Source organism: Caulobacter segnis ATCC 21756 (assembly GCF_000092285.1).
GTDB classification, from domain to species: Bacteria; Pseudomonadota; Alphaproteobacteria; order Caulobacterales; family Caulobacteraceae; genus Caulobacter; species Caulobacter segnis.
In genome coordinates this window covers 4,509,942-4,530,132 of record NC_014100.1, presented here as the reverse complement: position 1 = coordinate 4,530,132, position 20,191 = coordinate 4,509,942, and the positions used below count along the sequence as shown (strand labels likewise).

Genomic DNA, 20,191 nt, shown 5'->3' with positions numbered 1-20,191 from the left:
CGTTGTCATATCCAGCCGTGATCAAGCCCGAAGATCTTCTCTGTCCCCGGCCCGGAGGCCTCTACTGCCCGCCGGGGGACTTTTTCATCGACCCGGTCCGCCCCGTGGACCGGGCGGTGATCACCCATGGCCATGCCGATCACGCCCGCGCGGGCCACGGCGTCGTCGTGGCCACGCCCGAGACGCTGGCGATCATGGCCGTCCGCTACGGCGAGGATTTCGCCGGTCGGCGGGAGGCCGTGGCGTATGGCCAAACCTATGCGCGGGACGGAGTCGAGGTGACCCTGGTCCCGGCCGGTCACGTCCTGGGTTCAGCCCAGGCCGTCGTGCGTTGGAAGGGCCTGACCATGGTGGTCTCCGGCGACTACAAGCGCCGCCGCGACCCGACCTGCGCGCGGTTCGAGCCCGTGCCCTGCGACGTCTTCATCACCGAGGCGACCTTCGGCCTGCCGGTCTTCCGTCACCCGGACGACGCCGGCGAGATCCGCGGCTTGCTGGCCTCGGTCGAGCAGTTTCCCGAGCGCTGCCACATCGTCGGCGCCTATGCGCTCGGCAAGGCCCAGCGGGTTATCCGGTTGCTGCGCGAGGGCGGCTGGGACAAGACCATCTTTGTCCACGGCGCCCTGGAGCGGCTGAACGCCCTCTACGAGGCGCACGGCGTCGAACTGGGTCCGCTCGCGCCGGCGACCGCGTCGGGCCCCAAGGAGGCCTTCGCCGGCCAGATCATCATCGCCCCGCCCAGCGCCGTGGCTGACCGCTGGTCGCGCCGCTTCCCCGACCCGGTCGATTGCTTCGCCTCTGGCTGGATGCGGGTGCGGGCGAGGGCTCGCCAGCGCGGCGTCGAGCTGCCGCTGATCCTGTCGGATCACGCCGACTGGGACGAGTTGACGGGCACGCTGGCGGAGCTCCGCCCCGGTGAGGTTTGGATAACTCACGGCCGCGAGGAGGCGCTGGAGCGCTGGTGCGAGCTGGAGGGCCTGCCGGCGCGGGCGCTACGGCTGGTCGGCTACGACGAAGAGGAGGGCGAATAGCCTTCGGGCGACGGGCCGATATAGCGCGCGCGTGGGCGGATCAAGCGGCCGCTCTGCAACTGCTCGATCGCGTGGGCGGTCCAGCCGGCGCTTCGTGCGGTCGCGAACAGGATGAAGGGCGCGTCGGCTGGCAGCTTCAAGGCGCGGGCCAGGCTGACCAGGGCGAAGTCGATATTGGGCGCGAGGCCGGTGGCTGCCTCGGTCGCCGCGCGCAGCTCGGCCAGCGGGGGCGGCGGATCGAAGGCGGCCAGCAGCGCGGCGGCGCGCGGGTCTCCCTCCGGATAGAGCGGGTGATCGAAGCCAGGCATGGACGCGCCTTGCGATAAGCGAGCGGCCACGGCCTGGAATGGATCGCGCCGCTCGGCCTCCTCGACGAAGGCCTCCACGCGCGCGGCCATGCCGCCGTGCAGCGGCCCGGAGAGCGCCGAGAGTCCGGCCAGGCACGCCGCCGACAATGAAGCCCCCGTCGAGGCCGCCACGCGCGCGGCGAAGGTGGAGGCGTTCAACTCATGATCGGCCAGGAGCACGAGGGTGCGCCGGACAAGGTCCGCGCCTTCAGCGTTTAGGCTCCACGCCGCGGCGAAGCGGACATGGGCTGGCCCATCTCCAGCCTGGCCGGTCGCCGCATCGACGATCGCTTCCAGGAGATCGGCCGCCTCCATGGCCAAGGCCAGCGGCGCGCGGCCTCGGGCCGGAGGTTCGCGGCCGGCGCGCGTCGCCAGGGTGAGGAACAGGCGCTGGCGGGCGGTGTCGCCAACCAGCGATTCGGCCTGGCGCGCGGCCTTCAAGGCGACACCGTGCCCGCGCCGCAGCAGGCGGGCGATATTCTCCAGCGTCAGGCCCTGATCGGCGAGCTGGACGGCGTCGCGGCCGCGATACCAGAGCTTTCCGCCCGCCACGGTGGTGATCGCCGAGGGCAAGACAGGCTCGCCCCAGGCGATGGCTTCGGCGGCGACGTCAGCGGCGCGTCGGCCTCGGGCCTTCTTCTGGGCCAGGGCGGCGACATCGGAGGCCCGATAGAGGCTGCGGCGGGGGTCTTGCGGATGGGCGGTCGCCTCGATCCGTCCCCGGCTGACATAGGCGTAGAGCGTCTGCGGCCGGATCCCCAGCCGTTCCATAACCTGCTCCGCGTCCATCCAGTCGGCCATATAGATTGATTATATTGATCAAGATTGACGATCAAGTCGCTCGGGCGCTCGGTGGCGGCGAAAGGAGACCGCACATGTCCGATGGTCTTGAGGGCGTCATAGCCGCCCGCACTGTCCTGTCCGATGTCGATGGTGCCCGGGGCCGCCTGGTGATCCGGGGTTATCCCGTCGAGGATCTCTCGGGGCGCACGCGCTACGAGGACGCCGCCCACCTGCTGTTCGACGGCTTCTTTGAAGACGCGCCCAGCGACCTGGCCCCGGCGCTCGGCGCGGCCCGAGTTCGCGCCTTCGCCGAGGTCGCTGCGCTGGACGAAGGTCTCGCGCGCCGCGATCCGGTCGAGGCCATGCGCGCCCTACTGGCCCGCCTGCCTGACGGTGACGACCTGCAGACTGCGCTGCTGCTCATCGCCGCGCCCGCTGTCTTCACCCCGGCCGTGCTGCGTGTCGCCGCAGGTCAGAGCGCCATCGCGCCGGACCCGTCGCTGTCGCACGCCGCCGACATCCTGCGCATGACCCGCGCCGGGCCGGCGTCCGACGCGGAAGCCGCCGCGCTCGACGCCTATCTGGTCACCGTCTGCGACCACGGCTTGAACGCCTCGACCTTCGCCGCCCGCGTCGTCGCCTCGACCCGCGCCGGCCTGACCTCGGCGGTGCTGGCCGGGCTTTCGGCGCTGAAGGGCCCATTGCACGGCGGCGCGCCGGGACCGGTGATCGAGATGCTGGACGCGATCGGCGCCCCCGCCAACGCTCGGCCGTGGCTGGAGAAGGCCTTGGCGCGCGGCGATCGGCTGATGGGGTTCGGCCACCGCATCTATCGTGTCCGCGATCCGCGGGCCGACGCCCTGAAGACCGCCGTGCGCAAGCTCGCCTCGGCGTCCAGCGCCTTGCCGGGCCGGCTGGCCTTCGCCGAAGCCGTGGAGCAGGCGGCGTTGGAGATCCTGCGCGAGCACAAACCCGACCGCCCTCTGGACACCAATGTCGAGTTCTACACGGCGCTGTTGCTGGAAGCGCTGGGGTTGCCGCCGTCGAGCTTCACCTGCGTGTTCGCCATGGGCAGGGTGTCCGGCTGGATCGCCCACGCCCGCGAGCAACTGGCGGGCGGGCGCCTGATCCGGCCCCAGTCGGTCTATGTCGGCCCGGAGCCGCGCATCGCCGCCTGAGGCGTCGCGAGTCGTTCGCGCTGGGGCTGGGCGGGCCGCCTTGCTAAAAGGCGGCCATGTCCCCGACCGCCAACTCGCCCGAAGTCCGCGCCGCCACCCGCCGGGTCGCTCTCCTTTCGGTGGCGACCGCGGCGATCCTGATCGTGATCAAGGCCATCGCCTGGGTCGCCAGCGACTCCGTCGCGATCCTGGCTTCGCTGTCGGACTCCGCACTCGATCTCGTGGCCTCGCTGATCACCGTCTACGCCGTGCGCTACGCGGCGGAGCCACCGGACGCCGAACACCGCTTTGGCCACGGCAAGGCCGAGGCTTTCTCTAGCCTGATGCAGGGCGGCCTCGTGTTCGCCTCGGGCGCGCTGATCGGGCGGGAAGCCATCAACGCTCTGTTGCACCCGCGTCCCGTCGAACATGGCTTGGCCGGCGTCGTGGTGATGCTGATCTCGATCGGCCTGACCTTCGCCCTGATCACCGCCCAGACCCGCGTCGTGAAGGCCAGCGGCTCGATCGCCATCTCGGGCGACCGGGCCCACTACGCGGCAGATCTCGCCTCGAACCTGGTCGCTTTGGTCGGCGTCGGCGCGGCGGCCTGGTTGGGTCTGCCCTGGCTGGACGCGGCCGCCGGCCTTCTGGTGGCGCTATGGCTCATCTGGGGCGCGATCGGGGTGTTCCGGGAGGCCTCGGGCCAGCTGATGGACAAGGAGCTCCCGGAGGAGGAGCGGACCCGGATCGTCCAGCTGGCGACCGTCGACCCGCGCATCCTGGGCGTCCACCAGCTGCGCACCCGCGCCTCGGGACCTTACGTCCATATGCAGATGCACGCCGACCTCGCCGCCGACATCTCGCTGGCCGAGGCCCATACGATCATGGTCGCCGCCGAGAACCGTCTGCTGGAAGCCTTCCCGTCGGCCGATATCATCATCCATCCCGACCCGCGGGGCCTGGCCGAGAAGCACGGCGGCGTGTTCGCCGAGAGCGTCGAGGGTTGAGTTTTCGGGGCGGAGCGGTACGGAACTCCGCATGAACGACACCCTCGCCCATCTGCCCCGCGCCTTCGCCGGCAAGACCGTGCTGGTCCTCGGCGACGTGATGCTGGATCGCTTCGTCTATGGCGCGGTCGACCGCATCTCGCCCGAGGCGCCGGTGCCGGTGATCGCGGTCGAGAAGGAAACCGCGATGTTGGGCGGCGCGGGCAACGTCGCCCGTAATGTCGCCGCCCTCGGCGCCAAGGCCGTGCTGGTCGGCCTGATCGGCCAGGACGACGCCGGCGCCGCCCTGCGGGACATGATCGACGCCGAGGCGGGCCTCGAGGCCGAGCTGATCGCGGATGCTGGCCGTCGCACGACCGAGAAGGTTCGTTACATCTCCGGCTCCCACCAGATGCTGCGCGTCGACCGCGAGGACCGCGCGCCGGGCGACGGGGCGGCGCTGCTGACGGCTTTCAAGGCCCGGCTTGCCACCGCCGACGTGGTGGTGTTGTCCGACTACGCCAAGGGCGTGCTGACCGACGCGGTGGTGCGGGACGCGATCGCGGCCTCTCGCGCCGCCGGCAAGCCGGTCATCATCGATCCGAAGAGCCGCGACTTCGCCCGCTATGACGGCGCGACCCTGATCAAGCCCAACCGCAAGGAAGCCGCCGACGCCACGGGGATCGTCGACAACGGCGATGAGGCCTCGGAGGAGGCCGGCGCGGCGATCCTAGCCATGGCCCCCGCGCTGGAGGCCGCGCTGATCACGCGCGGCGGGGCCGGCATGACCCTCGCGGTGCGAGGGGAAGCGCCCGTGCACCTGCCGGCGACGGCCGTGGAGGTGTTCGACGTCTCGGGCGCCGGCGACACCGTGGCCGCCACCCTGGCCCTGGCCGTGGCGGCGGGCGCCAGCCTCGTCGAGGCCGCGCATCTGGCCAACCTGGCCGGCGGCCTGGTGGTCGCCAAGCTGGGCACCGACGTCGTCACCGCCGCCGAACTGACCGCCCGCGCGGGGTCCCAGCAGGGCGAGCCGGGCGAGATCAAGATCGCCGACCTCGCCCAGGCGCGGGACATCGTTGAGGGCTGGCGCGCGCGGGGACTGAAGGTCGGCTTCACCAACGGTTGCTTCGACCTGCTGCATCCGGGTCACGTCTCGCTGCTGTCGCAGGCCAAGGCCGCTTGCGATCGTCTGATCGTCGGCCTCAACACCGACGCCTCCGTCTCCAAGCTGAAGGGGCCGACCCGCCCGGTGCAGAAGGAGCAGGGTCGTGCGACGGTGCTGGCCTCGCTGTCGTCGGTCGACCTCGTCGTGCTGTTCGATGAGGACACCCCTCTGACGCTGATCAAGGCGTTCAAGCCGGACGTGTTGGTCAAGGGCGCGGATTACACCGTCGAGACGGTGGTCGGCTCGGACATCGTGCTGGGCTACGGCGGCAAGGTCGTGCTGGCCGAGCTCAAGCAGGGTCAGAGCACCACGGCCCTGATCGGACGCATGAACACATAGGCCTGATCGAAACCGCCGCGCAAAAGCCTGGTTTTCCTGAGTAATCGCGGTTCAGCAATCTCTTGTTAAGCAAAACGGCGCATCGCTCTTTCGATGCAGCCTGAGCGCACCTGGGCATGAGCGTCGAACGCACCCTTCATCATTTCCCCCTCGATCCCGCCTCGCGACAGGTGCGCCTGGCGTTGGGCGAGAAGCGGCTGCCGTTCGTCGAGGTCCAGGTCCGTTACTGGGAGATGCCGCCCGAGTTCTCGGCGCTCAATCCGTCGGGCCTGCCGCCGGTGCTGGTCGAGACACGCAACCAGCGCACCGTGACCGCCTGCGAGACCCGCGCGATCCTGGAACACATCGAGGAGACCGAACCGGAGCCGCCGCTGCTGGGCCGCGACCCGGCCGAGCGGGCCGAGGCGCGCCGGCTGCTGCAGTGGTTCGACCGCAAGTTCGACAACGAGGTCAACGGCTTCCTCCTGCACGAGAAGATGGAGAAGCGGCTGCTGCGCATGGGCGCGCCGGACCTGGCCGCCCTGCGCCAAGGTCGCGAGGCGCTGCGCATGCACCTCGGCTACATCGAGAGCCTGCTGCAGACCCGCGACTGGCTGGCCGGTCGACGGATGAGCCTGGCCGACTTCGCCGCCGCTGCGCACCTTTCGGTGATCGACTATTTCGGCGATGTGCCTTGGAAGGACTTCCAGGCGGCTAAGACCTGGTACATGAAGCTCAAGTCGAGGCCGGCCTTCCGGCCCATCCTGGCCGATCGCTGGCCCGGCCTCGCGCCGGCCGCGCACTATGACGACCTCGACTTCTGAGCTTTCTCCAGACGCGATCAAGGACGAGATCCGCGCCGAGGCCCTCGCGCTGGGGTTCTCGACCTGCGGCTTCGCCGACGCGGCGGCCGCCTGGCCGAACGGCGAATGGCTGCGTGAATTCGTCGAGGCGGACCGCCACGGCGCCATGGGCTGGATGGAGGAGACGCTCGAGCGGCGTTCGCATCCGACCGCCATGTGGACCGAGGCGAAGTCGGCCGTGGTGCTGGGCGTCAACTACGGTCCCGACATCGACCCGCTGGAGCAGCTAGCCCAAACCGATCGGGCCGCGATCTCGGTCTATGCCCAGGGCGACGACTATCACGACGTCATCAAGAAGCGGCTGAAAGTGCTGGCCGGCTGGATGCACCGCCGGTTCGGCCAGGACGTAAAGGTCTTCGTCGACACCGCGCCGCTGATGGAAAAGCCGCTGGCCCAACGGGCGGGGCTCGGCTGGCAAGGCAAGCACACCAACCTCGTCTCCCGGGAGTTCGGCTCCTGGCTGTTCCTGGGCAGTGTGCTGACCACCTTGAATCTGCCGCCGGACCCGCCAGAGACCGACCACTGCGGCCGGTGCAGCGCGTGCCTCGACATCTGTCCGACCAACGCCTTCCCGGCGCCGCGCCAACTGGATGCGCGGCGGTGCATCTCGTACCTGACGATCGAGCTTTCGGGTCCGATTCCAGCCGAGTTCAGGCCGGCTCTCGGCAACCGGATTTACGGCTGCGACGACTGCCTGGCGGTCTGCCCGTGGAATAAGTTCGCGTCGCTATCGAGCGAGGCGAAGCTGCAGGCGCGAGAAGCTTTGAGGCAGCCGTCCCTGGCCGAACTTGCCCGATTGGACGACGCCGAATTCCGGGCGCTGTTCTCGAAAAACCCGATCAAGCGGATCGGCCGCGACCGGTTCGTGCGCAACGTACTCTACGCGATCGGCAACAGCGGCGACACCAGCCTGGTGGCGGTGGTCGAGCCTTTGCTCACGGACCCGGCGCCCGTGGTGCGCGGGGCGGCGGTCTGGGCCGCGCGCCGGCTCTTGGGAGACGCGGCGGCGGCGCTACGAAACGCCGAGGTCGACCCGGAGGTTCTGGCCGAATGGGCAATCCTCCCCCTAGCGGGGGAGGTGTCGCCGTAGGCGACGGAGGGGGAAGAAGCTGGATAGCCCGGACTTCCCCCTCCGGCCTTCGGCCGCCTCCCGCGCTGGGGGGAGGATTTATTCTAGGCCTTCAGGGCCGCCTCGATCGCCGAGCGCGCGGCCGCGCCGAGATCCGGACGCTTCAGGGCCAGGGCGACATTGGCGCGCAGCAGGCCGATCTTGTCGCCGCAGTCGTGGGTGACGCCGTCATAGACATAGGCGTGGAAGGCTTGCTGCTGCATCAGCTTGGCCATCGAGTCCGTCAGCTGGATCTCGTTGCCCGCGCCCTTCTCCTGGCTCGCCAGCAGGCCGAAGATCTCGGGCTGCAGGATGTAACGGCCGGCGATCGACCAGTTCGAGGGGGCCGTGCCTTGCGGAGGCTTCTCGACCATTCCGGTCATGGTGGCGACACGGCCGTCGACCTTGCCCGGCGCGACGATGCCGTACTTGTGGGTCTCGCTGGCGGGGACTTCCTCGACGCCGACGACGTTACCGCCGCCGACCTTGTTGTAGACCTCGATCAGCTGGTTCAGCGCCGACGGCTCGGCGTCAACAATGACGTCGGGCAGCATGACGGCGAACGGCTCGTCGCCGATGATGTCACGGGCGCACCAGACGGCGTGGCCCAGGCCCAGCGGGGCCATTTGGCGCACGAAGCTCATCTCGCCCGGCTTGGGCAGTTCGGCGCGCAGCTGGTTGAGGATGTCGGTCTTGCCCTTGGCCTCGAGCTGGGCTTCGAGCTCGACCTGGTGGTCGAAATAGTCCTCGATCGCGCCCTTCGAGCGGCCGGTGACGAAGACGAAGTGCTCGATGCCGGCCTTGCGGCCTTCCTCGACGATGTAGGAGAGGATCGGCCGGTCGACGACGTTCAGAAGCTCCTTCGGCGTGGTCTTGGTGCCGGGAAGAACGCGGGTGCCCAGGCCAGCGACGGGAAGGACGGCTTTACGAACGGGTTTCATGAGCGGCTCGTCTAGTGTTGGGACGCCGTTTCTAGGAAAGAGGGCGACGGAAAGCCACCACTGTTCCGTGAAATCGTTGGCATATCGGGTTGGAGGTGGAATACCGCGCTGTCCATGCTAGCTGGATGGCCAGCTTCGCCTGAGGGTCTCCATGCTCCGTCGTTCCCTGCTTCTTACCTTCGCCGCCGCCAGCCTGACGCTTGCCGCCTGCGGGCCCAGCAAGCAGGCGCAGGAGAACCTCGCCGCCGCCGACGCCTTCATGGCCAAGAACGCCAAGGAGCCTGGCGTCGTCACGCTGCCCCAGGGGCTGCAGTACAAGGTGGTGCGCGAGGGGCCGCCGGGCGGCATGCATCCCACGACCGCCGACGAGGTGAAGGTCCACTACGAAGGCAAGCTGTTGGACGGCACGGTGTTCGACAGCAGCTACGAGCGCGGCGTGCCGGCGGTGTTTCCGTTGGACGGTCTGGTGCCGGCTTGGGTCATCGCCCTCCAGCGCATGAAGGCGGGCGACGAATGGGTTCTCTACGTGCCGCCGGCGCTGGGGTATGGCGCGCAGGATAAGGGCCCGATCCCCGGCAACAGCGTGATGATCTTCCGGATCGAGCTGCTGGACGTGAACCGGATCGGTCCGGGCAAGCCCAAGGAATAGGTTCTAGACGGCCCTAGACGGCGCGGGGCGGGTAGCCGCTCTCGCGCAGAGCGTCCATCACCTCCTGGGTGTGCTGGGCGTCGCGGGTTTCGATCGTGATGTCGAACTCCGCACCCTTGGCCGGGACGTCCAACGCCAGGCGGTTGTGGTTCACCTCGATGATGTTGGCGCCCATCGCGCCGATCACGCTGGCCACGGTCGACAGCAGGCCCGGGCGGTCGTCGCCGATGATCCGCAGGGAGGCCAGGCGCTGGGCGCGCACCAGCTCGCGGGTCAGCACCGAGGCCAGGAGGCGGGTGTCGATATTGCCGCCGCACAGGATCAGGCCGCACTTCTTGCCCCGGAAGCGCTCCGGATAGGCCAGCAGGGCGGCCAGCGAGGCCGCGCCGGCGCCTTCCGCGATCGTCTTCTCGACGTTGCAGTACAGAGAGACGGCCTGCTCCAGGTGCGGCTCTTCCAACAGCAACACGTCGTCGATCAGCGGACGCACGACACCGTAGGTCAGGTCGCCGACCTGCTTGACCGCCACGCCCTCGGCGATGGTCTGGCCGCCGCAGTGAGCCGCCACGCCGCGCATCCGGGCGGTGAAAGACGGATACATGGCGGGCTCGCAGCCGATGATCCGGATGTCGGGCTTGAGCGCCTTGGCCGCCGTCGCCACGCCGCTGATGAGGCCGCCGCCGCCGATGGGCACCGGCAGGATCTCCAGGTCCGGCGCGTCTTCCAGCATTTCCAGGGCGATCGTGCCTTGGCCAGCCATGATGTCGTAGTCGTCGAACGGATGGACGAAGGTCAGGCCTTGTTCCGCGCAAAGTTTGCGGGCGTGGGCGTTGGCGTCGTCATAGGTCTCGCCCTCGATGACCACGGTCGCGCCGAAGTCGCGGGTGTGCTGCACCTTCACGAAGGGCGTGGTCTTGGGCATGACGATGGTGACGGGAACGCCCAGGCGTGCGCCGTGATAGGCGAGGCCCTGCGCATGGTTGCCGGCGCTGGCGGCGATGACGCCCTGGGCCTTTTCGGCCTCCGACAGCAGCATCAGCTTGTTCAGCGCGCCGCGCTCCTTGTAGGCGGCGGTGAATTGCAGGTTCTCGAACTTCACCCACACCTCGGCGCCGGTGATCTTCGAGAGGGTCTTGGAGTGACGGCAGGGCGTACGCTCGATCTGGCCCTTCAGGCGGCCGGCGGCGGCTTGGATGGCGGCAAGGTCGAGGGTCATCGGGTCAGCACTCTGTCGCGGCGAAGAACGGGCCGTGGCGGGGGCTCTAACACGGCCAAGCCATCCGGGCCCACCCCTTTAGGACGCCGTTTCGAGGAGCTTTTCTATCGCCGCCCAGGCTTCCGGCTCGGTCAGCATCGGCGCGTGGCCGACGCCGGGGACCTCCGCATAGGCCATGTGGGGCGCGGCGGCGCGCATGCGCTCGGCGATGGCGGGGTCGATCAGGTCCGAAATTCCGCCTCGCACCAACAGCAGCGGACGGTCCTTCGCCAGAGCCCGGAACAGGGGGTACATGTCCGGCGGGGCCAGCGCCTGGCCACCTTCGGCCTGGGTCTTGGCCGCGGCCTCCGCGGCCGCCTTGATCGGCGCGGAGATGTCGGGATCGTAGGCGAGAACGAAAGCGCCGTCCTTCTCGTCGAACAGCCGGCGGGCGAAGACGTCCCAGTCATCGGGGCCGTAGCCAGGGAAAGCGGCCTCGTTGATCGCCCTGGCGTAGGCGACGGCCTCGTCCCAGGTCTCGAACCGGCTCGCCAGACCCGCATAGCCGGCGATGCGGGCCAGGCCGATGGGCGACAACTCGGGGCCCACGTCATTCAGCACCGCCGCGGCGATCGCCTCGGGCATGATCGACGTGAGCACCATGGTGATCAGCCCGCCCATGCTGGTGCCGATGAACACCGCCTTCTCGATCTTCGCCGCCTCGAGCAGGGCCAGGATATCGGCCGCATAGGTTCCTGGATGATAGTTCATCGGGTTGGGATCGCGGGCCGAGAGGCCGCGACCGCGCACGTCGACGGCCAGCACGCGCCGCCCCTCTGCGGCGAGGCGCGGGGCCAGGTCCTCGAAATCGCGGGCGTTGCGCGTGAGGCCGTGGATGCAGATCACCGGAAGCTTCTGGGCCTTTTCGCGAGGCGCATAGTCTCGGGCGTGCAGCGGCAGACCCTCGGGCGAGGTCCAGAAGAAGTCGGTGAAATCCTGCATCTTCAGTCCTCGTAGACGAACGGTGAGTCGATCTCGGCCAGCAGCGGCGCGGCGTTGTCGCGGTCGTTGGCCGTAATCTCCGAAGCCGGGATCGGCCAGTCGATTCCGACCGCCGGATCGCTCCAGCGCACCGCGCCTTCGGCCTGGGGCGCGTAGTAGTCGGTGACTTTGTAGAGCACCTCGCAGGCGTCGGTCAGGGTGACGTAGCCGTGGGCGAAGCCCTTGGGCACCAGCAACTGCTGGCGGTTCTCGGCCGAGAGCTCCGCGCCCACCCACTGGCCATAGGTCGGCGACCCTTTTCGGATGTCGACCGCCACGTCGAAGATCGCGCCGACCACGCAGCGTAGCAGCTTGTCCTGGGCGTGCGGCGGCTTCTGGTAATGGAGACCGCGCTGGATGCCGCGCGTCGTCGAGCGGACATGGTTGTCCTGGACGAAGGCCGCCTTGAAACCGGCTTCCTCCAGCGCGGACTGGCGGAAAGTCTCGGAAAACCAGCCGCGCTCATCGCCATGGCGCGCGGGCGTGATAAGCAGCACTTCGGGGATCGCCAGCGGCGTGATCTTCATGACGCGTACTTTGATTTGAGAAACGATCGGCCACCGATGCCGCCTGAAACGACCGAAGACAAGGCCCCGGCGGTGACCGTGGTGATCGTCTCCTACCAGAGCGGCCCTACCCTGGCCGAGTGCCTGTCGCGACTGGAAAGCCAGACCTTCCGCGATTTCGAGACGATCCTGATCGACAACGCCTCCACCGACGGCGCGCCGCAGGCGGCGGCGAAGGCCTATCCGTGGGTCGATTTCGTCGAGGCGGGCGCCAATCTCGGTTTCGCGGTTGGCAACAATCTCGCGGCCCGTCGGGCCGGGGGGCGGTGGCTGGTCCTGCTGAACCCGGACGCCTATCCCGAACCCGACTGGCTGGCGGAGCTGATGGCCGGCGTCGGTCGCCATCCGGCGGTGAAGAGTTTCGCCTCGCTGCAGCTGTCCGCCGACCGGCCCGGCCTGCTGGACGGCGCCGGCGACAACCTGACCAGCGCGGGGATTCCATTCCGGGGCGGCTATGGCCGCAAGGCGCCGGCCGCCTTGCCGGAGGGCGAGGTGTTCTCGGCCTGCGGCGCGGCGATGCTGATCGATCGCCAGCTGTTCCTGGACGTTGGCGGCTTCGACGAGCGCTACTTCTGCTACTGCGAGGACGTCGACCTGGGCTATCGCCTGCGGCTTCTAGGCGAGCCCACGCTGCTTCTACCGAAAGCCCGAGTGGCCCACGTCGGCTCGGCCAGCACGGGCGTCCGGTCCGACTTCGCCATCTTTCACGGCTCGCGCAATCGCGTCTGGACCTTCCTGAAGAACACGCCGGGCTGGCTGTTCCCGGTCACCCTGCCGTTGCACGTGGCGGTGACGGCGGGACTTCTGCTGCTGCATTGGCGGCGCGGCGACGTCGGGCCGGCGGTCCGTGGGATCAAGGCGGCGTTGAAGCGTGACGATCTCGACGCCGTCATGGCTGATCGCCGCGCGATCCAGGCCAAACGGAAAGCGTCTCCGACTGCGATCCTGCGGGTCATGTCGATCGATCCGGCGGCCTTCGTCGGCCGGCGGTTTGTGATCCGAAAGGCCAGAGGACTCTAAAAAGGGCCCTTAAACGGAAAGGTCTTCGATCAGCCGCCGCATGAAGGCCGCGCCGCGCTGCATCTGGCTGATCTCGACATATTCGTCCGGCTGGTGAGCCTGATCAATCGAGCCGGGGCCGCAGATCACGGTCGAAAAGCCCGCGCCTTGGAACTGCCCGGCCTCGGCGGCGTAGGGCACGGCGCGCGCGCGGGGCCGTTATCGCCGGCCAGCTTGCGAGCGAAGGCCTCGGCGACACCGTCCTCTTCCGGCGCGAAGGCCGGGGTCAGCGAGCGGCGCTCGATCTTCACGCCGCCCTCGGGCGCCTTGGCCTTGATCTCGGCGTCCATGGCCTGTGCGGCTTTGAAGAAGTCGGCCAGCAAGGCCTCGGGGTCCGTGCCCGCCGGCGTACGCAGGTCGAAGACGAAGACGCACTCCCGCGCCAGGATATTGACGGCCGTGCCGCCATGGACCTGGCCGATCGTCAGCGTCGCGCCCTTGGGCGTGAACGGCGAATTGGGATCAGCCTCGCGTTCCAGACGCTCGGAGAGCTCGACCAGCATGCCCATCAGCTTGATGGCGGCCATGTTCGCCGAGACGCCGAGGTGCGTCAGGCTGGAGTGGGCCTCGCGGCCGGTGACGGTGACGATGAAGCTGGCGATGCCCTTGTGGGCCCGTACGGCGACCATGTCCGTTGGTTCGCCGACCACGACGAGCGCCGGGCGGGGAACGTCCCGAGCGATAACATCGATCATGTCCGGCGCCCCGAGGCAGCCGACTTCCTCGTCATAGGAGAAGGCGAGATGCACCGGTTTGCTCAGCGTAGCCTTGGCGAGATCGGGCGCGGCCGCCAGCGCGAGCGCCAGGAACCCCTTCATGTCGCAGGTCCCGCGGCCGTAGAGGCGTCCGTCGCGCTCGGTCAGCGTCCAGGGATCGCTGGACCAGGGCTGACCGTCGACCGGCACGACGTCGGTGTGACCGGACAGCACGATCCCGCCCTCGACGGCCGGGCCGATCATGGCCATCAGGTTCGACTTCATCCCATCGGCGCTTGGCACGCGCCGCGAGGGCACGCCCAGATCGGCGAGGTAGGCCTCGACCCACTGGATCAGCTCAAGATTGGAGCGCCGCGAGGTGGTGTCGAAGGCCACCAACTGGGCCAGAATCTCGATCGCGCGGTCGGATAGGACTTCGGAAGAGGAGATCATGGGGGCGAGCCTAGACCCGTTCCCCCCGCGACGCCTACCCGACTCGGCCCTGTCGCCATTCATTGGTCTTTGGAGGGGCATGAGCGTGCGCGCCGCCCGCCAGCCGGGCGCTATGGCGAGCGATTTCATGCTCTGGCGTCGTGACTGCGGGCTTTTCTTGACGGTCGCGGTTCTCTAGAGGGAGCGAACCATGATCCTGACCCTCTCCTGCCCCGACCAGCGTGGCATCGTCGCCAAGGTGTCCGCTTTCCTCTACGAGCGCGGCTGCAACATCCTGGACGCCCAGCAGTTCGACGACCAAGAGACCGGTCAGTTCTTCATGCGCGTGGTGTTCGACGCCGACGGCGCCGATCGCGCGGCGCTCCGTGATGCGTTCGGGACGCTCGCCTCCACCCTGGCCATGAAGTGGACCCTGCGTGACCGCGCCGAGCGCTATCGCGTGCTGCTGCTGGCCAGCAAGTTCGACCACTGCCTCGCCGACCTTGTCTACCGTTGGCGCATCGGCGAGCTGCCGATGGACATCACCGGCGTGGTGTCCAACCACCCCGCCGAGACCTACGCTCACATCGACCTGTCGGACCTGCCCTTCCATCATCTGCCGGTGACCAAGGAGACCAAGTTCGAGCAGGAGGCAGAACTCTGGAAGCTCATCCAGGAAACCCAGACCGAAATCGTCGTGCTGGCGCGCTACATGCAGGTTCTGTCTGACGGCCTGTCGGCCAAGCTGCAGGGCCGATGCATCAATATCCACCACTCGTTCCTGCCGGGCTTCAAGGGCGCCAAGCCCTATCATCAGGCCCACGCGCGGGGCGTGAAGCTGATCGGGGCCAGCGCCCACTATGTCACCGGCGACCTCGACGAAGGGCCGATCATCGAGCAGGACGTCGAGCGCATCAGCCACCGCGATACGCCCGAAGACTTGGTCCGCAAGGGCCGCGATATCGAACGCCGCGTGCTGGCGCGGGCCTTGCGCTACCGCCTCGAAGACCGCGTTTTGCTGAACGGCCGCAAGACGGTCGTCTTCACGGACTAGCGCCTCCCGTCGGCCTCGACAGTTGCAAGTACACTAAAAACTGGAGTACGGGGCTTCCACTTCGAAGGCCGAGGCTTCCAGCGCATGCCGCAACAGAATCTCCGTGTGATGGTGACCGGCGGGTCCGGCTTCATCGGCTCGGCCGTGTGCCGTCACCTCGCCGGCCAGAACGATGTCGCGATCCTCAACTTCGACAAGCTGACCTACGCCGCCTCGCCCGCCAGCCTGGCCATGCTGGAAGGCAAGGCCGACTACCAGTTCGTCCAGGGCGACGTCGCCAACGCCGAAGCTGTGTCGCGCGCGATCCAGGCGTTCCGCCCAAACGTCATCATGCACCTGGCCGCTGAGAGTCACGTCGACCGCTCGATCACCGGGCCCGGCGAGTTCATCCAGACCAACATCGTCGGCACATACGTCATGCTTCAGGCGGCGCTTGAGCATTGGCGCGCCCTGGAAGGCGCTGAGAAAGAGGCCTTCCGCTTCCATCACATCTCGACCGATGAGGTGTTCGGCAGCCTCGGCCCCGAGGGCCTATTCAGCGAGACGACGCCCTACGACCCGCGCTCGCCCTATTCGGCCTCGAAGGCCTCGTCCGATCATCTGGCCCGCGCCTGGCATCACACCTACGGCCTGCCGGTGGTGGTCTCGAACTGCTCGAACAACTACGGGCCCTATCACTTCCCCGAGAAGCTGATCCCGCTGGTCACGCTGAACGCCTTGGAGGGCAAGCCGCTGCCCGTCTACGGCAAGGGCGACAACGTCCGCGACTGGCTGCACGTGGAGGACCACGCCCGGGCCCTGCATCTGATCGCGACCAGGGGCGTTCCCGGCGAAAGCTACAATGTCGGCGGCCGCAACGAGCGCACCAACCTGCAGGTGGTCGAGGCGATCTGCGACGTGCTGGACGAACTGCGCCCTCTGCAGGGCCGCACGCGCCGCGAGCTGATCACCTTCGTCGCCGACCGGCCGGGCCACGACGCCCGCTACGCCATCGACGCCACCAAGTTGGAGGCCGAGCTGGGCTGGAAGGCCCAGGAGACCTTCGAGACCGGCCTGCGCAAGACGGTCCAGTGGTACCTCGACAACGAGGCCTGGTGGGCGCCGCTGCGCGAACGCTACGCCGGCCAGCGCCTGGGCCTGAAGACCGCCTGATGGCCGGCCCGCGCATCGCCCTGTTCGGGGCCAACGGCCAGCTCGGTTCGGACATCTCTACGCTGGCGGCGCAGCGGGGTCTCGATCTCGTGCCGGTGACGCGCGCTCAGCTCGACGCGAGCGATCCGACTCCAAGCTTCGATGGCCTAGCGTTCGACGTCGCCATCAATTGCGTCGCCGTCACCCGCGTCGACGACTGCGAGAAGGATCCGGCGCCCGCCGTTGCGATCAACGCTCACTTCGCGGGCCGCTTGGCCAGGGCCTGCGCCGCCCGGGGCGCGCGGCTCGTGCAGGTCTCGACCGACTACGTCTATGGCGGACAAGCCCAGCGCGAGCCCCTGTCCGAAGAGATCGGCCGCGCCCCGGTCAATGTGTACGGCGCGACCAAGGCGCTTGGAGAGGACCTCGCGCGCCTGGAGCACGACGACGTGATCGTCGCCCGCGTGGCCTCGCTGTTCGGCGTGGCCGGCGCCAGCGGCAAGGGCGGCAACTTCGTCGAGACCATGCTGAGGCTGGGCCAGGAGCGGGGTCGCCTGACCGTCGTTGCCGACCAGATGATGTCGCCGACCGGCTCGTGGGACGCCGGCGAGGCGATCTTGGACCTGATCGCCGCCGAAGCGCCCGCCGGCGACTACCACGTCGTCAATTCCGGCGCCGCCAGCTGGTGGGATTTCGCCGCGCGGATCATCGAGCGGGCGGGGATCGCCGCTGAGGTCGCGCCCATCCCGACGAGCGATTTCCCCACGCCGGCCAGGCGACCGCCCTACAGCGCGCTCTCCAACGCCAAGTTGAGCACGGCCATCGGCCGTTCGACGCCGCACTGGACAGACGCGCTCGACCGCTATCTCCGCGCCAAGGGGCGCATCTGAACCGCGCCTCAAATCCTCCACGATCATCACGTTGAACCACCGGCCTCCGCGCGAAAGGGTTCACGTTTCGCGGAATTCCGCTCTAGGTTCGACCGTCAGGACTGAAGAAGAAGACGTAATGAAGGGTATCATCCTCGCCGGCGGGTCGGGCACGCGCCTTCACCCGGTGACCTTGGCGATCAGCAAGCAACTGCTGCCGGTCTTCGACAAGCCGATGATCTACTATCCGTTGTCGGTCCTGATGATGGCCGGCGTACGCGACGTCCTGATCATCTCGACCCCGCGCGACCTACCCCTGTTCGAAGGATTGCTGGGCGACGGCGCCCGGTGGGGGATCAACATCAGTTACGCCGAGCAGGCGAACCCCAATGGGTTGGCCGAAGCCTACCGCATTGGCGCTGATTTCGTCGGCAACGAGCCGAGCGTCCTCGTGCTGGGCGACAACCTGTTCTACGGCGCGGGCCTGGGCCGGATCCTGCAGGGCGCCAAAGAGCGCTCGAAGACGGGCGCCAGCGTCTTCGCCTATTTCGTCAACGACCCGCAACGCTACGGCGTCGTCGAGTTCGATTCCGAAGGCAAGGCGATCTCTATCGAGGAAAAGCCCCAGACGCCGCGCTCGAACTGGGCGGTCACCGGCCTCTACATGTACGACAACCGCGTCGTGGACTTCGCGCGCGACCTGAAGCCCTCCGCGCGGGGCGAGCTCGAGATCACCGACATCAATCGCCTCTATCTGGAGGCCGGCGACCTGTCGGTCGAACGCATGGGGCGCGGCTTCGCCTGGCTCGACACGGGCACCCATGACAGCCTGCTGGAGGCCTCGGAGTTCGTCCGCACCTTGGAGCACCGCCAGGGCCTGAAGATCGGATGCGTTGAAGAGGTCGCGCACCAGAACGGCTGGATTTCGAGCGAACAATTGCTGGGCCTGGCCCATGACCTGAAGAATTCGCCCTACGGCGCGTATCTGAAGATGATCGCCTCTCAAGGCTGATCCCCGCATCTACGACCTCGACCCGCTGGAAAACGGCTTCGGCGTCGGCGACAGTCCGCGCCGATAACAAGGTCCGCCGGGAGGTCTCGTGTCCAGAAAGATGATCCATGTCGCCATGGCGGCCGCCTTGCTGGCCGCTCCGGCGGCGCCGGCCTTGGCGCGCCAGGCTCCGGCGGCGGCCCAGACCTCCGCGGTGACGATCGACAGGGCGCGCATCGACGCCGCGCTCAAGGCCATGATCGAGAGCGGAAGAGCCGTGGGCGTTTCAGCCCTGGTCTGGCAGGGCGGCCGCGAGCGCTATTTCGGAACCGCGGGCATGGCCGACCGCGAGGCGGGCAAGCCGATGCGCCGCGATACGCTGGTGCAGATCTTCTCGATGACCAAGCCGGTCACGGGCGTGGCTCTGATGCAGCTGTGGGAGCAGGGCAAGTTCGGCCTGGACGACCCGCTGTCGCGCTATCTTCCCGAATTCGCGGACATCAAGGTGCTCGACGGCCAGGGCGGCGTGCGCCCGCCGGCGCGGCCGATCCTCATCCGGGACATTCTGCGCCATACGGCCGGCTTCTCGTACGGCATGCGTGACACGGCGGCCGACGCGGCTTTCAAGGCCGCCGATCCCTTGAGCCTTCAGAATGACCTGAGCGAGTTCGGCCGCCGTCTCGCCAAGGTTCCGCTGCTCTACGATCCGGGCGAGCGTTGGAGCTACAGCGCCGCCGTGGATGTCCAGGCGCTGCTCGTCGAGAAACTCTCCGGCCAGCCGTTCGAGGCCTATGCGAAGGCGCACATTCTCGATCCGCTGGGCATGAAGGAGACCGCCTGGACGCAGCCGGAGTCCGTCTTCCCGCGTCTGGCCGCCGTCTACAACAAAGGGGCCGACGGCAAGCTCGCCAAGGAAAGTCCCGTCGAAACCCGGCGGATGAACTTCGACCCCGCGCGTCGCATGACGATGGGCGGAGCGGGGCTTGTCGCCTCGATCGACGACTATGCGCGCTTCTCGCGCATGCTGCTGGGCGAAGGTTCTCTGGATGGCGTGAGGATCCTCAACCCCTCGACCGTGCGCCTGATGGCGACGGACCATCTGGATCCGCGCGTCACCGACCGGTGGTGGCTGCCCAGCAAGGGCTCGGTCGGATTCGGCTTCGACTTCGCCGTGCGTGTGAAGCAACCGCAGACGCCCGAGGAAAGCCGTGGCGCGGTGGGGGAATTCTTCTGGGATGGGCGTGACAGCACGCTGTTCTGGGTCGATCCAGTCAACAGGTTGACCGCCGTCTTCTTCGTGCAGACCTATCCCTTCGACGCCACCTTGCACCGCGATCTGCGCGCGGCGGTGTATGGCGCCGACTATAGGGGCCCCAAGGGCGACTAGGGCCTGGGCTGGGTCGCCAGGTCCCGCGGCCGCGACGCGCAGCCTTTCAGGATTAGACCGTCTATCCGGGCCTCGGCGAGGTAGTCGTAACGCCGGTCGGACATGCCGTCGGAGCATTCTCCCGGCGTCAGGCGCAGGCTGAAGTCTTGCCCGTCTGTCCGGGCGCGGAACAAGGCCTCTTCGCCCATCACCTCCAGCGTCGTTCCGGTCGTGGCGATGTCTTGGTGATCAGGCCGCGAAACGATCAAGCCCGCGCTTCGGACCTTCACGCTCCAGAACGGCTCGGTCCCCAAGGCGTCGAAGTCGCCAGCATAGTCCGGGGCGACGGCGGTCGGGGCGTCCGCGGGCGGGGCTTGCGTCGCTGGGGATCCCATGGGCGAGGGCCCACACGCGGTTATCAACAGGGCGGCGATGATAGGGGCG

General features: G+C 68.2%; 19 protein-coding genes and 2 pseudogenes. 13 read left to right on the top strand and 8 right to left on the bottom strand.

Annotated elements, in window-relative coordinates; all coding sequences use genetic code 11:
- Positions 1-2: 2 nt before the first annotated feature.
- Positions 3-1,031 carry a ligase-associated DNA damage response exonuclease gene (locus CSEG_RS20720; protein WP_083778434.1) on the top strand — a complete coding sequence of 343 codons (1,029 nt, stop codon included), beginning with the start codon at positions 3-5 and terminating at the stop codon, positions 1,029-1,031.
- Here the strand turns inward: CSEG_RS20720 and CSEG_RS20715 are convergent.
- Entirely contained in the window at positions 1,007-2,179 is a 1,173-nt protein-coding gene (locus CSEG_RS20715) for a citrate synthase family protein (protein WP_013081183.1), read from the bottom strand. The two genes, CSEG_RS20720 and CSEG_RS20715, sit on opposite strands and share 25 nt — an antisense overlap.
- A 74-nt stretch (positions 2,180-2,253) precedes the next feature.
- Between CSEG_RS20715 and CSEG_RS20710 the strand changes: the two genes are divergently transcribed.
- The 5 genes from CSEG_RS20710 (at position 2,254) to queG (ending at position 7,740) form a co-directional block, all read left to right on the top strand.
- Entirely contained in the window at positions 2,254-3,339 is a 1,086-nt protein-coding gene (locus CSEG_RS20710) for a citrate synthase/methylcitrate synthase (RefSeq protein ID WP_013081182.1), read from the top strand.
- Positions 3,340-3,395: 56 nt separating this feature from the next.
- A complete protein-coding gene (locus CSEG_RS20705) occupies positions 3,396-4,325 on the top strand; it encodes a cation diffusion facilitator family transporter (protein ID WP_013081181.1) in 930 nt (309 codons plus the stop codon).
- A gap of 31 nt (positions 4,326-4,356) precedes the next feature.
- A complete protein-coding gene (gene rfaE1, locus CSEG_RS20700; RefSeq protein ID WP_013081180.1) occupies positions 4,357-5,808 on the top strand; it encodes a D-glycero-beta-D-manno-heptose-7-phosphate kinase in 1,452 nt (483 codons plus the stop codon).
- 116 nt (positions 5,809-5,924) lie between these two features.
- Positions 5,925-6,611, top strand: a complete 687-nt coding sequence (gene fzlA / locus CSEG_RS20695; protein WP_013081179.1) for an FtsZ-binding protein FzlA — start codon at positions 5,925-5,927, stop codon at positions 6,609-6,611.
- Positions 6,592-7,740, top strand: coding sequence for a tRNA epoxyqueuosine(34) reductase QueG (gene queG, locus CSEG_RS20690; protein ID WP_013081178.1), 1,149 nt, complete (start codon positions 6,592-6,594; stop codon positions 7,738-7,740). The genes fzlA and queG overlap by 20 nt, the downstream gene beginning before the upstream one ends.
- Here queG and CSEG_RS23495 read toward each other — a convergent pair.
- Positions 7,707-7,811 (bottom strand): annotated as a pseudogene (locus CSEG_RS23495) (hypothetical protein); the annotation flags it as partial. The gene queG and the pseudogene CSEG_RS23495 overlap by 34 nt on opposite strands.
- 12 nt (positions 7,812-7,823) lie before the next feature.
- Positions 7,824-8,699 (bottom strand): UTP--glucose-1-phosphate uridylyltransferase, encoded by an 876-nt coding sequence (locus tag CSEG_RS20685; protein ID WP_013081177.1) that lies wholly within the window; start codon positions 8,697-8,699, stop codon positions 7,824-7,826.
- Between the two features lie 151 nt (positions 8,700-8,850).
- Between CSEG_RS20685 and CSEG_RS20680 the strand changes: the two genes are divergently transcribed.
- Entirely contained in the window at positions 8,851-9,348 is a 498-nt protein-coding gene (locus CSEG_RS20680; RefSeq protein ID WP_013081176.1) for an FKBP-type peptidyl-prolyl cis-trans isomerase, read from the top strand.
- Between the two features lie 13 nt (positions 9,349-9,361).
- Here the strand turns inward: CSEG_RS20680 and CSEG_RS20675 are convergent, their stop codons facing one another.
- From CSEG_RS20675 to rfbC, 3 genes are all read right to left on the bottom strand, one after another.
- Positions 9,362-10,564 carry a threonine ammonia-lyase gene (locus tag CSEG_RS20675; protein WP_013081175.1) on the bottom strand — a complete coding sequence of 401 codons (1,203 nt, stop codon included), beginning with the start codon at positions 10,562-10,564 and terminating at the stop codon, positions 9,362-9,364.
- Between the two features lie 78 nt (positions 10,565-10,642).
- On the bottom strand, positions 10,643-11,545 hold the full coding sequence (locus CSEG_RS20670; RefSeq protein WP_013081174.1) for an alpha/beta fold hydrolase: 903 nt from the start codon (positions 11,543-11,545) through the stop codon (positions 10,643-10,645).
- A gap of 2 nt (positions 11,546-11,547) precedes the next feature.
- Entirely contained in the window at positions 11,548-12,111 is a 564-nt protein-coding gene (gene rfbC, locus CSEG_RS20665; RefSeq protein ID WP_013081173.1) for a dTDP-4-dehydrorhamnose 3,5-epimerase, read from the bottom strand.
- Between the two features lie 36 nt (positions 12,112-12,147).
- Between rfbC and CSEG_RS20660 the strand changes: the two genes are divergently transcribed.
- Positions 12,148-13,170: a glycosyltransferase family 2 protein gene (locus tag CSEG_RS20660; RefSeq protein WP_013081172.1), complete on the top strand. Its 1,023-nt coding sequence runs from the start codon at positions 12,148-12,150 to the stop codon at positions 13,168-13,170.
- Between the two features lie 9 nt (positions 13,171-13,179).
- On the opposite strand, the pseudogene argE reads toward CSEG_RS20660, so the two are convergent.
- Positions 13,180-14,357: pseudogene (gene argE, locus CSEG_RS20655) on the bottom strand (acetylornithine deacetylase).
- Positions 14,358-14,547: 190 nt separating this feature from the next.
- Between argE and purU the strand changes: the two are divergent.
- The 5 genes from purU to CSEG_RS20625 all read left to right on the top strand — a co-directional run bounded on the left by purU (position 14,548) and on the right by CSEG_RS20625 (position 19,768).
- Positions 14,548-15,390: a formyltetrahydrofolate deformylase gene (purU, locus tag CSEG_RS20645; protein WP_013081171.1), complete on the top strand. Its 843-nt coding sequence runs from the start codon at positions 14,548-14,550 to the stop codon at positions 15,388-15,390.
- An 84-nt stretch (positions 15,391-15,474) separates the two neighbouring features.
- Positions 15,475-16,542 carry a dTDP-glucose 4,6-dehydratase gene (gene rfbB, locus CSEG_RS20640; protein ID WP_013081170.1) on the top strand — a complete coding sequence of 356 codons (1,068 nt, stop codon included), beginning with the start codon at positions 15,475-15,477 and terminating at the stop codon, positions 16,540-16,542.
- Positions 16,542-17,411 (top strand): dTDP-4-dehydrorhamnose reductase, encoded by an 870-nt coding sequence (rfbD, locus tag CSEG_RS20635; protein WP_013081169.1) that lies wholly within the window; start codon positions 16,542-16,544, stop codon positions 17,409-17,411. The genes rfbB and rfbD overlap by 1 nt, the downstream gene beginning before the upstream one ends.
- A 118-nt stretch (positions 17,412-17,529) precedes the next feature.
- The gene (gene rfbA, locus CSEG_RS20630; protein ID WP_013081168.1) at positions 17,530-18,402 is read left to right on the top strand and encodes a glucose-1-phosphate thymidylyltransferase RfbA; all 873 of its coding nucleotides are present in this window, start codon (positions 17,530-17,532) and stop codon (positions 18,400-18,402) included.
- An 88-nt stretch (positions 18,403-18,490) separates the two neighbouring features.
- Complete coding sequence (locus tag CSEG_RS20625) at positions 18,491-19,768, top strand: serine hydrolase domain-containing protein (protein ID WP_013081167.1); 1,278 nt, start codon at positions 18,491-18,493, stop codon at positions 19,766-19,768.
- Here CSEG_RS20625 and CSEG_RS20620 read toward each other — a convergent pair.
- Complete coding sequence (locus tag CSEG_RS20620; RefSeq protein WP_227878869.1) at positions 19,765-20,142, bottom strand: COG3650 family protein; 378 nt, start codon at positions 20,140-20,142, stop codon at positions 19,765-19,767. The genes CSEG_RS20625 and CSEG_RS20620 overlap by 4 nt on opposite strands.
- Positions 20,143-20,191: the final 49 nt, after the last annotated feature.

Excerpts from the sequence above, each read along its gene's own strand:
- CSEG_RS20715 (WP_013081183.1), bottom strand. The coding sequence starts at position 2,179 with ATGGCCGACTGGATGGACGCGGAGCAGGTTATGGAACGGCTGGGGATC.
- CSEG_RS20710 (WP_013081182.1), top strand. The coding sequence starts at position 2,254 with ATGTCCGATGGTCTTGAGGGCGTCATAGCCGCCCGCACTGTCCTGTCC.
- CSEG_RS20705 (WP_013081181.1), top strand. The coding sequence starts at position 3,396 with ATGTCCCCGACCGCCAACTCGCCCGAAGTCCGCGCCGCCACCCGCCGG.
- rfaE1 (WP_013081180.1), top strand. The coding sequence starts at position 4,357 with ATGAACGACACCCTCGCCCATCTGCCCCGCGCCTTCGCCGGCAAGACC.
- fzlA (WP_013081179.1), top strand. The coding sequence starts at position 5,925 with ATGAGCGTCGAACGCACCCTTCATCATTTCCCCCTCGATCCCGCCTCG.
- queG (WP_013081178.1), top strand. The coding sequence starts at position 6,592 with ATGACGACCTCGACTTCTGAGCTTTCTCCAGACGCGATCAAGGACGAG.
- CSEG_RS20685 (WP_013081177.1), bottom strand. The coding sequence starts at position 8,699 with ATGAAACCCGTTCGTAAAGCCGTCCTTCCCGTCGCTGGCCTGGGCACC.
- CSEG_RS20680 (WP_013081176.1), top strand. The coding sequence starts at position 8,851 with ATGCTCCGTCGTTCCCTGCTTCTTACCTTCGCCGCCGCCAGCCTGACG.
- CSEG_RS20675 (WP_013081175.1), bottom strand. The coding sequence starts at position 10,564 with ATGACCCTCGACCTTGCCGCCATCCAAGCCGCCGCCGGCCGCCTGAAG.
- CSEG_RS20670 (WP_013081174.1), bottom strand. The coding sequence starts at position 11,545 with ATGCAGGATTTCACCGACTTCTTCTGGACCTCGCCCGAGGGTCTGCCG.
- rfbC (WP_013081173.1), bottom strand. The coding sequence starts at position 12,111 with ATGAAGATCACGCCGCTGGCGATCCCCGAAGTGCTGCTTATCACGCCC.
- CSEG_RS20660 (WP_013081172.1), top strand. The coding sequence starts at position 12,148 with ATGCCGCCTGAAACGACCGAAGACAAGGCCCCGGCGGTGACCGTGGTG.
- purU (WP_013081171.1), top strand. The coding sequence starts at position 14,548 with ATGATCCTGACCCTCTCCTGCCCCGACCAGCGTGGCATCGTCGCCAAG.
- rfbB (WP_013081170.1), top strand. The coding sequence starts at position 15,475 with ATGCCGCAACAGAATCTCCGTGTGATGGTGACCGGCGGGTCCGGCTTC.
- rfbD (WP_013081169.1), top strand. The coding sequence starts at position 16,542 with ATGGCCGGCCCGCGCATCGCCCTGTTCGGGGCCAACGGCCAGCTCGGT.
- rfbA (WP_013081168.1), top strand. The coding sequence starts at position 17,530 with ATGAAGGGTATCATCCTCGCCGGCGGGTCGGGCACGCGCCTTCACCCG.
- CSEG_RS20620 (WP_227878869.1), bottom strand. The coding sequence starts at position 20,142 with ATGGGATCCCCAGCGACGCAAGCCCCGCCCGCGGACGCCCCGACCGCC.